The 10,999-nt window shown below is 60.8% G+C and carries 14 protein-coding genes; 5 read left to right on the forward strand and 9 right to left on the reverse strand.

Annotation, left to right across the window (positions count from 1 at the left end):
- The 4 genes from ACEW8Q_RS04435 to ACEW8Q_RS04450 all read right to left on the reverse strand — a co-directional run.
- Window positions 1-119, reverse strand: a 119-nt coding sequence (locus tag ACEW8Q_RS04435; RefSeq protein ID WP_373502859.1) for an SDR family NAD(P)-dependent oxidoreductase, incomplete at its 3' end; no start/stop codon positions are given.
- 22 nt (window positions 120-141) lie between these two features.
- Entirely contained in the window at window positions 142-678 is a 537-nt protein-coding gene (locus ACEW8Q_RS04440) for a MarR family winged helix-turn-helix transcriptional regulator (protein ID WP_373502847.1), read from the reverse strand.
- Between the two features lie 151 nt (window positions 679-829).
- Window positions 830-1,180: a hypothetical protein gene (locus ACEW8Q_RS04445; protein WP_373502848.1), complete on the reverse strand. Its 351-nt coding sequence runs from the start codon at window positions 1,178-1,180 to the stop codon at window positions 830-832.
- A 12-nt stretch (window positions 1,181-1,192) separates the two neighbouring features.
- A complete protein-coding gene (locus tag ACEW8Q_RS04450) occupies window positions 1,193-2,515 on the reverse strand; it encodes an NAD(P)/FAD-dependent oxidoreductase (protein WP_373502849.1) in 1,323 nt (440 codons plus the stop codon).
- A gap of 265 nt (window positions 2,516-2,780) precedes the next feature.
- On the opposite strand from ACEW8Q_RS04450, the gene ACEW8Q_RS04455 reads away from it, so the two are divergent.
- The 5 genes from ACEW8Q_RS04455 to ACEW8Q_RS04475 all read left to right on the forward strand — a co-directional run bounded on the left by ACEW8Q_RS04455 (window position 2,781) and on the right by ACEW8Q_RS04475 (window position 6,554).
- Window positions 2,781-3,056, forward strand: a complete 276-nt coding sequence (locus tag ACEW8Q_RS04455) for a hypothetical protein (protein WP_373502850.1) — start codon at window positions 2,781-2,783, stop codon at window positions 3,054-3,056.
- Between the two features lie 463 nt (window positions 3,057-3,519).
- Window positions 3,520-5,181 carry an ATP-binding protein gene (locus tag ACEW8Q_RS04460; RefSeq protein ID WP_373502851.1) on the forward strand — a complete coding sequence of 554 codons (1,662 nt, stop codon included), beginning with the start codon at window positions 3,520-3,522 and terminating at the stop codon, window positions 5,179-5,181.
- Window positions 5,156-5,776: a response regulator transcription factor gene (locus ACEW8Q_RS04465; protein WP_373502852.1), complete on the forward strand. Its 621-nt coding sequence runs from the start codon at window positions 5,156-5,158 to the stop codon at window positions 5,774-5,776. The genes ACEW8Q_RS04460 and ACEW8Q_RS04465 overlap by 26 nt, the downstream gene beginning before the upstream one ends.
- Before the next feature lie 90 nt (window positions 5,777-5,866).
- Window positions 5,867-6,160: a S24 family peptidase gene (locus tag ACEW8Q_RS04470; protein ID WP_373502853.1), complete on the forward strand. Its 294-nt coding sequence runs from the start codon at window positions 5,867-5,869 to the stop codon at window positions 6,158-6,160.
- 58 nt (window positions 6,161-6,218) lie between these two features.
- Window positions 6,219-6,554, forward strand: a complete 336-nt coding sequence (locus ACEW8Q_RS04475) for a DUF2190 family protein (RefSeq protein WP_373502854.1) — start codon at window positions 6,219-6,221, stop codon at window positions 6,552-6,554.
- Window positions 6,555-6,786: 232 nt separating this feature from the next.
- Here ACEW8Q_RS04475 and ACEW8Q_RS04480 read toward each other — a convergent pair whose 3' ends face one another.
- The 5 genes from ACEW8Q_RS04480 to ACEW8Q_RS04500 form a co-directional block, all read right to left on the reverse strand.
- Complete coding sequence (locus ACEW8Q_RS04480) at window positions 6,787-7,617, reverse strand: IclR family transcriptional regulator (RefSeq protein ID WP_373502860.1); 831 nt, start codon at window positions 7,615-7,617, stop codon at window positions 6,787-6,789.
- A 141-nt stretch (window positions 7,618-7,758) separates the two neighbouring features.
- On the reverse strand, window positions 7,759-8,529 hold the full coding sequence (locus ACEW8Q_RS04485; RefSeq protein ID WP_373502855.1) for an amino acid ABC transporter ATP-binding protein: 771 nt from the start codon (window positions 8,527-8,529) through the stop codon (window positions 7,759-7,761).
- A gap of 14 nt (window positions 8,530-8,543) precedes the next feature.
- Entirely contained in the window at window positions 8,544-9,206 is a 663-nt protein-coding gene (locus ACEW8Q_RS04490) for an amino acid ABC transporter permease (protein WP_373502856.1), read from the reverse strand.
- Window positions 9,207-9,211: 5 nt separating this feature from the next.
- Window positions 9,212-9,874: an amino acid ABC transporter permease gene (locus tag ACEW8Q_RS04495; RefSeq protein ID WP_373502857.1), complete on the reverse strand. Its 663-nt coding sequence runs from the start codon at window positions 9,872-9,874 to the stop codon at window positions 9,212-9,214.
- A gap of 71 nt (window positions 9,875-9,945) precedes the next feature.
- Window positions 9,946-10,797, reverse strand: coding sequence for a transporter substrate-binding domain-containing protein (locus ACEW8Q_RS04500; protein WP_373502858.1), 852 nt, complete (start codon window positions 10,795-10,797; stop codon window positions 9,946-9,948).
- Window positions 10,798-10,999: the final 202 nt, after the last annotated feature.

A 10,999-nucleotide genomic window follows, 5' to 3' on the forward strand; every position in this document is an offset into this window, starting at 1 on the left:
CCCTTGGCGGCGTCACGCGCGGTCAGCACGACTGTGTAGTCGCGCGCACCGAGCTGTCGGCACACTTCAAGGCCGATGCCGCGATTGGCGCCGGTGATCAAGGCGACGCGGGCGCTCATGAAAGCCCCCGCCTGCCGGCTGTCAGTCCTCGTCCTCGATATGGACGTGGCTGGTGTAGAGCTTCTTCAGCAATTCCATGAGCTGCTTCTGCTCGCTCCCCGAGAGGACGCCGAAGAAGGCATCCGACTGCTGCGTAGCGAGTGAACGCACCTTGTCGAGGATCGACTTGCCTTTCGCGGTCAGATACAGCTCGCGCGCGCGGCGCTCGGTATCCGAGATCTGTTCGACGATCAACCCGGCGGACTTCATCTGCTGCAGCAGCCGCGTCATGGCCGAGCGGTCGCGCAGCACATAGTGTGCCAGCACCGAAGGCCTGATGCCTGGGTTGGCGGCGACCATGAGAAGCGTCGAGACCTTGCCCGTTCCATGCGCCAGCGACACCGACGACAGGACGTGATCGAAGTCGCGGTTCAGAACCACGCTCACGACGCGCATGTAGTAGCTGAGCAGGTTCTCCAGAATGTCGAGCTTCACGGCCGAGACGTCGGCAGTCTTGGGCTGCTGTTCCTTCCGGACCTGAACCGGCGCCTTGCTGCGCTCCGCTCGGGCTTTGGCCATGTGTCTCCCCGTCTGGACCTTTCTCTATGCGGCTTTGCAACGGCGCGTGGCACCTGCCTGCTTGTGGTCCGTGAGGCCCATTAGCAGCGCCGCAGTATAGCTGTCCATCGGTCATAAAGTAATTGTATTTTGCAACAGTTGTATATGTCAACTATTTGCTTCGGGGAACTACGGTTGCGAGTTTGCGGAAGGGTGTCAGGATTTCAAGCGTGATCGGTTCGCCCTCGCGGACCCGCACGATGGAGCCGACGCCGATCCGTTCCGGCGGATTGCCACCAAGCGAACAGAGCGCCTCTCCCTCCGCCACGATGAAGGTTTCCTCGAGCGCCCGCGGCGGAAACACATAGGTTCCGGGCTCGGCCTTCCAGACTGCGACGATGGTATTGGACCTGCCCTCGTCGGACCAGATGGTGCGCTTCCACGAACCGCCGTTGCGGCCTTCGGCGGCAGCGCCCTGCCCGAAGCCTTCCTCAAGACCGATCGATTGAATCGCGGTGCTCATGGTGACGTTCTCCTATGCGTGAGGGGGAAGTGCTGCGCCGTCGCGGATCGAACCTTTCCGGTCCATGTGACGGTAGTAGCGAAGCATCATCTGGGGGGCGAAGCTCATGTAGAGCGGCGCGGCGGACAGGGGCTCCACTGGCAGCGACAGGTCCCTTTCCGCGACACCCAGCGCCCACTCCGAGAGGATGCCGCCCAGCATGCTGCCCGTGGGCACGCCGCGCCCGGAGAGGCCGGTGAGCGCCACGATGCCGGGTGCCAGTCCATAGAGGCGCGGAATGGTGCGGCGCTGCATATCGAGTTCGCCGAACCAGAAATAATCCCAGCGGATGTCTTCCCGGATCTGCGGGTGCATCCACTTCAGGCGGTCGGTCATCACCTGCCGCGTATAGTCCATGTTGCGGCCGCGGCGGCCCATCGGGAACATCGAGGCGACGATGCGGCCCTCGGCGTTGTATTTGTAGACATAGATATCGCCGCGACCATCGTGCATGGTCGTGTTGTGCGGCAGCACCGACTTGCGGGTATCTTCAGACAGAGGCTGTGTCGCGGCGACGAACACCCTCATGATCTTGAAGGTCCGGTCGAGCCTGGGCCAGCCCTCGACGGTATAGGCGCCCGTGGAGAAGATCACCTTGTCGGCAAGAACCGCACCGCCGTGAGTCTGCACCAGCCACTTGCCGTTCTCGCGTGCCACGTTGGTGACTTTCGAACCTGTGTGAATGGTGCCGCCCTCCTGCAGCACGGCGCGGGCGAGGCCGCGTGCATAGCCCAGCGGATTCACATGTCCGCCCTCGGTGTGATACCAGCCACCATAGAGGCGCGGCGTGCCGGTCAGGGCCTCGACTTCGGCCTTGTCGAGGAAGCGCGTTCTGGCGCCGACCGCGTTGTAGTCGCGCACCTTCTGTTCGAGCGCCGGGATGACGCCGGGCCGGTAGGCGCCCTGCACATAGCCATTCTGCTGCCACTCGCACTGGATCTGGTATTCGCGGATCATGCCGGAGACACGGTCGTTGGCGCGCGTCTGCCGGTGGATCAGGCGCTCGGCCCAGGGCTCGCCCAGAACCTTCCGCAAGTCCGGCAGGCTGTAATGGGTGAAGGTCGGTGTCGAATGACCGGCGTTGCGGCCCGACCCGCCGAAGCCCGCCTCCTGCGCCTCGAGCAGAACAACCCTGACACCCTTCTTCACGAGATCGAGTGTGGTGGTGAGGCCGGTATAGCCCGCGCCGACAATGCAGACGTCTGCCATGACCCGGCCTTCGAGCGGAACGGTTGCCGGGGCTGGCGCGGCCGTGGCGAACCAAAGCGTGTCCTCGAAGGGCGAAAAGCGGCTCATCGGGCATCACCTCGCAATCAACGAAAACGGCGGCACTCCGCTGTTTTCGGACATAAAGTTGTAAGATGCAACAATGGATGACGTCAAGCATGTTGGCAGACCCAAGCCACGCAAGCCCGCCCCACGCATCTCCAGACGGCCTGGCCTGCTCCGCTGCGCAGTGTTTTCCTCGAGAACAATCGCCTGACGGACTAGGCACTGCTACCTATGGTCTGTCCAACTCGGTCATGATTCACTGCGATTCCATCGAACACAAGAGGACATCATGCCAAAGACACTTTCGGCGAGCGGACCTGCAGTGCTCCGATTTTCCGACGGACAGAGCGTCAGCGTCGATGCACGCCTCACTCTGAACCGCAACTTTTTCTCCGTCTCCGGAGAAGGCGAGTTCGTTACGGACAACGACACGGCGTCACGGGCCTTCCTTGCAGACGACCCCATCCTGCTCACCATGGATGAAACCGCATCAGCCCATATTTCCGTTCATGAAGCAAAGACTGCACAGTCCTCGTCCCGCTGCTGGTTTCGCGTGCATTCATGATAAGGCAAGGTGACCACTCACAAGCGCATCTTGCACCGTCAAAGGCAACACCCGTTCGCCATGCGGTGCTGTGCAGCAACTGCGGATGCGCCATTCCGTGCCTTCCAAGCGTGGAACGGCCGTCACTCGTGGAATGCAACTGCCCGCGGTGTGGTCTTGTGGATGTCTATCCGGTATCACGCCTCAGAAGCATCGCACCAGCATCCGGATAGGCAGTGCTGCCTATTGGCAATCGCATCCAGAGGCGCATTGTTAAAATCTCGCAGTCGAACGGCTCGAGTCCAGGGAGGACCACCAGAGGCGGACCGCACGCAGTCTTCCCCACCTATGCACCACCGACCTGCGGTGCGGTCCGCACTCTTTCGCAAGCCAATTGATGTTGGCGTCTTCGCACCGGTTGATTTAGGTTTCCGGACCTACGGCCACACATCGCGAACCAATCTTGACCGCAATGAACAAGACCATGACCAGCGGCTGGGCGCTGGCGCTGTTGCGCCAGGCGTTGATGCATGCGGGTCTTTTCGTAGCGTTCATCGCGCTGGCGTGGCTGTCCTCGATTTTCCAGGCCACTGACCTGAAGACATCGCCCTGGGCGCCGGCGACCGGCCTTGCCCTGGTAGCCGGACTGGTCCTCGGCCGGCCTGCCGTTGTCACAGTAACCATCTGCATGCTTGTCAGCACCCGGCTCTGGGGGTGGTCACTCCCGGGGTCATGGGAGTGGATTTCAGCAGTGACGCGCGCCCTGATTTTCACGGGCACTGGGGTGGCATTCAAATCCCTGTTGATGAGCGATACGGCGAACCGGGTCCAGACGGTGATACGCCTGCTCCTCATCTGCCTCGGCATCACGATCGTCTACGCAGTGGCGCGGCTGGTGATCCTCGGACAAAGCGTCGGAATAGAAACCACCTATCTCCTCTCCTACACGATGACGCTCTCCATCGGCAATCTGATTGCCATGATGACATTCGTTCCTTTCCTGCTGACGGCTTCGGGCATGGAGGGGTGGAAGAACTACCTGGCCAAATGGGGAGCAATGCAATGGTTGTTTCTCGGTGGGCTCGTCATGGTATCCGTCCTGGTCTTCGGCCTGCGGCAGACCGATGAATTCAAGTTCTTCTACCTCGTCTTCCTGCCGGTCGTCGCCTTCAGCGTGAAGGACGGACTGAGAGGCGCCGCCCTGTCGGTGCTGCTCAGCGACATTCTCATGCTTTTCATTCTCTATTGGCGCAGTTATGAGGCGTCCAACGCCACGGAGTTGCAGTTCCTGATGCTGGCACTGTCCGTCACCGGATTGTTTATGGGTGCTGCCGTCAGCGACAGAGAGCGTGCCGTGCAGCAGCTTGCAGAGACTCATCTGAGCCTTCAGGAGAGCCAGAGCGTCCTTCTGCAGGCATCGCGGCTATCGCTCGCAAACGAGATTGCCGCGGCACTTGCCCACGAGTTGAGCCAGCCGCTGAGTTCAATCCGCAACTACGTGAGGGCCGTGAAGCGCAGGCTTGCCTCGGGCAGCGCGGATGCGGATGCCGTCCAAAGCGATATCGACGCGGCGGTGGAGCAAGTGGACTCGGCGGCAGGCATGCTGCGTTCGACCCGCCGCTTTCTGGAGCGCGGAACGCCGCACAAGGAAAGTCACCAGCTCCGTGACATCATCCTGTCGTCCCTGGCGCTTTTCGGACCAGAACTGCGCAAGTCCGGCATCGAACCCCGCGCGCCGGGCTTCCTGCCCACCAGCACGGTGATGTGCAACGAGATTCAGATTCAGCAAGTCATCCTCAACCTGCTTCGCAACTCGAAGGATGCCATCGTTGCGAGCGGTGCGGCCTCTGGTGCGGTCACCATCCGGGTCTCTGTCACGAATCGCCCGGGATTTGCGGAGATCAGCGTGAGCGACACCGGTCCCGGGGTGAATCCGGAGCTGCAGGACGTGCTCTTTCAGCCCCTGAAATCTGCAAAGCCAGATGGACTGGGCCTGGGCCTGTCATTGTGCAGCAGTATCGTGCGGCGCCATGGTGGTGAACTGTGGCTCGACCGCTCATCGAAGGAGGGTGCGGCATTTGTCTTCACGCTGCCAATCACCTCGCATCCGGAGGAGTCCCATGAAACGGCTGATCATGATCATTGATGACGACGCAGCGGTGCGCGATTCGCTCTCCTCGGTGCTTTCGACTTATGGCTATGAATCTGCAGCCTGCTCTTCCGCGCGGCAGGCGCTTCGCGAAATCGAGTCGGCGAGGCCCGATTGCATCGTTCTCGATGTCCGCATGCCCGAGATTGATGGCCTGCAAATGCTCGAGATGCTGAAGCGAATGGAAGGCGCTCCGCCTGTCGTGATCATCACCGGCCATGCCGATGTTCCCATGGCGGTGCAGGCGATGAAGAGCGGCGCGGCAGACTTCCTCGAGAAGCCTGTTGTCGACGAGGATCTTGCCGCAAGCATCGGCGCCGCAATCAGCGAGAACGAACAGACGGCGGAAGAACCAGCCCTCATTCGAACCATGAGCGAACGCTTCTCCGCGCTGACCCCTCGCGAGCGGGACGTCGCTGCAATGGTGGTGCAGGGCTATTCCAGCGCCTCGATTGCTGCAGAACTCTCGATCAGCGTCCGCACGGTAGACCATCATCGCGCAGCGATCCTGTCGAAGATGCAGGCGACCTCGCTGCCGCAACTCCTCCGGTTTCTCCTGCTCGTGCCACGGCGCGGCCCGCCAGCAGTTTGAGGCAAGGGATAGGTAGAACTGCCTATGGCGAAGCAGAAGCGATCCTTTCATTCTCACCACCGTTGAACAGCGCATGAGTTGGAGCGCCCCATGAACGGTCTTGCACCCGATGTGAACAATAGCCGCACGATCACTGTGTTTGGCAATTCCATGCTGCCACTCTATGGCCACGGTGACCGACTCATCGTGTCGCATGATGTGACAATCGCCGTGGGTGACCGAATCGTCGTGGAGACGGGTCAGCTCGGGATGATTGGTGGTGTGCTCGTCCATCGCGACAAGGACGCAATCGCCATCACGCTTGGCGGCAAGTCTCGCCGGGAGGTGCTGGTTCGTCCGGACGATGTGACCTATCTCGGCCGCGTGTTGTGGGCGAGCCAGTGACGGCAAGCTGCCCACCTACCCGCACTTTCAAAGACAACATCGCAGGGGAGACACGAAATTGAACAGCTTTGTACATCAGGGCCTCAGTGTCGAGATCGCAGCACCATATGAAGTCCAGCCCGGAGGCGGCGTGCTGCGGGGTGCGCTGTTTGGCATTGCAAGATCGTGGGCGGAGATCGGCGACAACGTAGAGGTGAGCACGGCCGGCGTCTTCGATCTTCACCGGGACCCGTCGGAAGACTGGCATGTCGGGGTTCGAATCTATTGGAATGACGCAGTCCGCCGGTTCACGACGGACCCATCGAATGCCGTTCTCGTCGGCTTCTCGGTGGCGGACAGCGCGGGCGCGGAGAAGCCCTTCGGCCGCGTCAAGCTCATCGGCCACGCGGCCTGAACGGGGGCATCAGCAAGCTCAACGCCATGGTCCTACGTCGGAGGCAGGCTCACACGAGGCCGTAGGACACTACTAATTTTTGGATCAGTTTGCGGGGCTCACACCAGTGGCCTCCAGCGGCAAGCAGTCCCCAATCCTTCATGAGAAAGACGGAAATCGATACCCGGAAGGTCGAACAGGGTCGGGCTGTCTGCTGCCGCACGCATGGCCCTGACCGCGCTTCAGTGGAACATCACGTCCGGTTGAAGTGCCTGAGCAGTTTGCCGGGTTCCTTCGAGATGGTGGACAAGCCCGTTCCAATCCGCGCCGACAGATCCTGCGCTGCCTTGATCAGGCATTCGAGATAGACATCCCGGTTCTGGAGGCCGTCTTCGCGGGGCGCTACGAGACACAGCGTTGCCGTGCACTCTCTCTCCTGATCGTAGACCGGAACCGCGAAGCACTGCGTGAAGCTGTCAACGATGCTGCGGAAGGTGAAGTAACCGGAGTCCGCCGCCTGCCTGACTTCGGCAATGAAGTCGGCAGGCGCCAGCCACTCGCCATTTGGAAGCTTGAAATCCTCTCCCGGCACCAGTTCCATGATTTCCGCATCGCTCAGATGAGAAACCAGCAACCGGCCGGAGGCGGTCCACGGTATAGGCACGCGCTCGCCAACGTCAGAGGAAATCCGGAAGGGCCGGCCGCCCTCCTTCATCATCGCGACCGTGTACTTGTTGCCATTCAGCATGCAGAGCTGGGCAGTCTCGCGCGTTTCCCCGGCAATCGCCGCCAATATGGCGTTGCACTCGCGCAGAATGTCGAATTCCTCATGATAGGACATCCCCAGGAAATAGAGCTTTCGGCCCAGAAAGACGTGTCCCTGGTTTCCCCTGTATTCGAGAACTCCATTGCGGAGCAGCAGATTGACCAGTTCATAGACTGTGGACCGCGGCGCGCCGATCTGGATTGCGATTTCATTGGGGCGCATCGCTTCGCGGCGCTGCCCGAGGAAATCAAGAATCTCGAAGGCGCGGTCCAGTCCACGCATACGGCGACTGATTGCCTCGTCATGGACTTCGGACATCAGCATCCCTCGCGTGTTGACATCTGCGGATAGCGGAACAGCTTCGGCCTCCACGGCGCGGGCGAAGGGCAATCCCTGCTTGCCGGCTCCGGTCTCACCTGTTCCATATCGCTTGATGGTCAAGACATTCTCTCTCAATGGTCAATTGAAACTGGATGATTTCAGGAACGCGGCGAGCCGCTGGGTCTTTGGCTGAAGGAACATCTCGCGCGGATTTCCCTCCTCGCCAATGCGCCCCTCGTTCATGAAGATCACACGGCTTGCGACGTCATGGGCAAAGCGCATCTCATGCGTGACGATCAGCATCGTCATGCCGTCGCGAGCAAGATCCCTGATCACCATCAGCACCTCGTTCACCAGTTCAGGGTCAAGAGCGGAGGTCACCTCGTCGAACAGCATCAGTTTGGGGTTCATCGCGATGGCGCGGGCAATCGCCACACGCTGCTGCTGTCCGCCGGAAAGCTGGCCTGGATAGTTGTCTCGCCGTGATGACAGCCCTACCCGCTCCAGCCATCGTTCTCCGATGGCCGTGGCCTCGTCGCGGCCGAGTTTCTTGACCTTGATCAGTCCGAGCGTGACATTTTCCATCGCAGTGAGATGCGGGAACAGGTTGAACTGCTGGAACGCCATGCCGGTGAGGGCCCGCTGCCGGGCGATTTCCTTCTCCGGCTTCCGCCGCCGCTTGCCATCGCGCACGTCGTAGCCGATCGCCTCGCCATCGATGGTAATCGTGCCGGCATCGAAATCCTCCAGCATGTTGATGCACCGGAGCATCGTGGTCTTTCCAGAGCCGCTCGAGCCGATGACACAAACAACGTCGCTCTGCGCCAGATCGCAATTCACGCCCTTCAATACCTCGACCTTGCCGAAACTCTTGTGGAGATTGCGTATCTCGACGAGGTTGGTGCTCATGCCTTGAGTTCCAGTCACGATTGAACTGCCATCTTTCTCTCGACGAGGCGGCCCAGGCTCTCGATGCCGAAGTTGATCAGAAAGTACAGTGCACCTGCAAGGAAGTAGAAGGGCAGGCTCATGAAGGTGCGCGCGATCACCTCCTGCGTCGAAAGCAGCAGTTCCCCGATCCCGATGATGGAGAGGAGCGTCGACGCCTTCACCATCTCTGCTGCCGTATTGACCCAGGCTGGCAAGATCTGCCGGATGGCTTGCGGTGCCAGCACGTAGATGAAGGTTCCGGCGAAGGTCAGGCCAATGGCCTTGGCAGCCTCTGTCTGTCCCCTGGGGATGGCCTGCAGCGCACCCCGGACGATCTCGCCGACATGGGAACTGCAGAACACCGCGAGCGCCAGCACACCGGCCTGAAACGGACCAAGTTGCAAGCCGATCGTGCCAAGCACGTAGTAACTCGCGAGAACCAGAACGAGCACCGGCGTTCCCCGGATGAAGTCGGTATAGCCGCGGACCAGCCATCGAAGCGGACGCGCACCGTATGTCAGCGACATTCCGACGCCGATCCCGAGGATGGTTCCCGCCACGATGGCAAGAAACGATATGATGAGCGTCAGCCCGACGCCTGACGCCAGTGGCCACCGCGCAATCCATATATGTTCGAGAAAGGATGTGGGTTCCATGTCTTCTACCTCACGATCGCAAGGCGGCGTTCGACGATCCGGAGAAGCGCTGCCAGCACGGTGCATGTTGCGACATAGAGACAGCTGGCGACGATCCAGGTCTCGACGACACGGAACGTCTCGTTGTTGATCTTGCGGGCATAGAAAGTGAGTTCGGGCACGGCGATCGCGGCGGCGAGGGACGTGTCCTTGAACAGGGATATCAATGTGCTGCCGAGCGAGGGCAGCACGTTTCTGAACATGATGGGGATGATGATGGACGTGCGCGTCTGGAATTCCGTCAGCCCGATCGCAAGGCCTGCTTCACGCAGTCCCCTGGGCATCGAAACGAGGCCCGACCGGAAAATCTCCGCAAGATAGGCGCCGGCGTAGAGTGTCAGCGTGAAGACAAAGGACTCGATCTTGCCGAGGCGCACGCCCAGTTGCGGCAAGGCGAAGTAGGTGAACAGGATCAGCACCAGAATGGGCGTGTTGCGGATTGCCGTGACGTAGACGCGTGCCACGCCGCTGATGGCCCGGTTCCTCGACTGCAGCATGAAGGCCGTCACCAACCCGACGAGGCAGCCGATGAGAATGGATGCCACGGCAAGAATGAGGCTGAGGCCAAGGCCTTCGAGCAAGTGATCGAAGTTGCGCCAGACTGCAGAGAAGTTGAGGGTATATCCCATGGGCAAGTTCCGCCGGGAAAATCCACGCGGCGGTCAGGCTGGAGCCCGCACGCCGCGCTGATGATGATGTCTTATTCGAACTCGACCGGGAAGCCGATCTTCGGAGCGGGCACATCCCTGCCGAACCACGTCTTGAACGAGGCCGCGTAGAAGTCGAACTCGACGCCGGTCATTGCTTCATGCAGTGCCGTATTGACGAAGTTCAGCCAATCCTGGTCGCCGCGCTTCACCGCGCAGGAATAGCTCTGCGGGTTCCAGCCATAGCCGGCATCCTGGTATTTGCCCGGCGTGGTGACGATCAGCCATTGCAGGGAGGATTGATCGGTCGCCGCCGCATCGGCCTGGCCGCTGTTCAGCGCCTGGTAGATCAAATCGACGCTCTCGTACTGGTCGACCTTCGCCTCCGGCAGGGCCGCATGGACCATGTCCTCGGCATAGACGTTCTGCAGCACCGAGACGGTCGCGCCGCTGCCCGCCGCCTTCAGCTCGTCATAGGTCTTGAGCTTGCCGTCCGCCTTGGTCAGCAGGCCGACGCCTTCGCGGTAATACGGAATGGTGACGTTGACCTGCTGGGCGCGCTCCGCGGTCACGGTCATGAACTGGCAGGTGATGTCGACCTTGCCGGTGGTGACGTTCGGGATGCGCGCATCGGATTCCTGCTGCACGAACTCGATCTTGGTGTCGTCGCCGAACAGGCCCTTGGCGACGATCTTGGCGATGTCGATATCGAAGCCGACAAGATTTCCAGCTTCGTCCTTGAAGTGCCACGGCGCGTTGGTGCTGCCGGTGCCGACGATCAGGTGGCCACGCGCCAGGACCTCTTCCAGCTTGCCTTGCTCCTGCGCCGACGCGGCGATGGATGTGGTGGTGAATGCGGCCGCGACTGCGATGCCAGTCAACGTCTTGCGCAACATGTTCGACATGGGATTCCTCCTTCTGATGCCCCCGTCCGCATCCGCAGCGATCATTCCAACTGGTTGGAACATCGTACAAGGGAATGGACAAGGTGACTATCTTATGACAATGGAATCCGAGTCAAGCGGGCGCGATGTCAACGCGCTCACGAATTTTTCTGAACGCGATGCGCAATGGTGCGTCGCGACATTGGATTGTTTTCGCCGCGAG

This window comes from Aestuariivirga sp., from assembly GCF_041738905.1.
Lineage (GTDB): Bacteria > Pseudomonadota > Alphaproteobacteria > Rhizobiales > Aestuariivirgaceae > Aestuariivirga.

What these genes read in the sequence shown, in the direction of transcription:
- ACEW8Q_RS04440 (WP_373502847.1), bottom strand. Translation starts at nt 678, where the DNA reads ATGGCCAAAGCCCGAGCGGAGCGCAGCAAGGCGCCGGTTCAGGTCCGG.
- ACEW8Q_RS04445 (WP_373502848.1), bottom strand. Translation starts at nt 1,180, where the DNA reads ATGAGCACCGCGATTCAATCGATCGGTCTTGAGGAAGGCTTCGGGCAG.
- ACEW8Q_RS04450 (WP_373502849.1), bottom strand. Translation starts at nt 2,515, where the DNA reads ATGAGCCGCTTTTCGCCCTTCGAGGACACGCTTTGGTTCGCCACGGCC.
- ACEW8Q_RS04455 (WP_373502850.1), top strand. Translation starts at nt 2,781, where the DNA reads ATGCCAAAGACACTTTCGGCGAGCGGACCTGCAGTGCTCCGATTTTCC.
- ACEW8Q_RS04460 (WP_373502851.1), top strand. Translation starts at nt 3,520, where the DNA reads ATGACCAGCGGCTGGGCGCTGGCGCTGTTGCGCCAGGCGTTGATGCAT.
- ACEW8Q_RS04465 (WP_373502852.1), top strand. Translation starts at nt 5,156, where the DNA reads ATGAAACGGCTGATCATGATCATTGATGACGACGCAGCGGTGCGCGAT.
- ACEW8Q_RS04470 (WP_373502853.1), top strand. Translation starts at nt 5,867, where the DNA reads ATGAACGGTCTTGCACCCGATGTGAACAATAGCCGCACGATCACTGTG.
- ACEW8Q_RS04480 (WP_373502860.1), bottom strand. Translation starts at nt 7,617, where the DNA reads ATGTCCGAAGTCCATGACGAGGCAATCAGTCGCCGTATGCGTGGACTG.
- ACEW8Q_RS04485 (WP_373502855.1), bottom strand. Translation starts at nt 8,529, where the DNA reads ATGAGCACCAACCTCGTCGAGATACGCAATCTCCACAAGAGTTTCGGC.
- ACEW8Q_RS04490 (WP_373502856.1), bottom strand. Translation starts at nt 9,206, where the DNA reads ATGGAACCCACATCCTTTCTCGAACATATATGGATTGCGCGGTGGCCA.
- ACEW8Q_RS04495 (WP_373502857.1), bottom strand. Translation starts at nt 9,874, where the DNA reads ATGGGATATACCCTCAACTTCTCTGCAGTCTGGCGCAACTTCGATCAC.
- ACEW8Q_RS04500 (WP_373502858.1), bottom strand. Translation starts at nt 10,797, where the DNA reads ATGTCGAACATGTTGCGCAAGACGTTGACTGGCATCGCAGTCGCGGCC.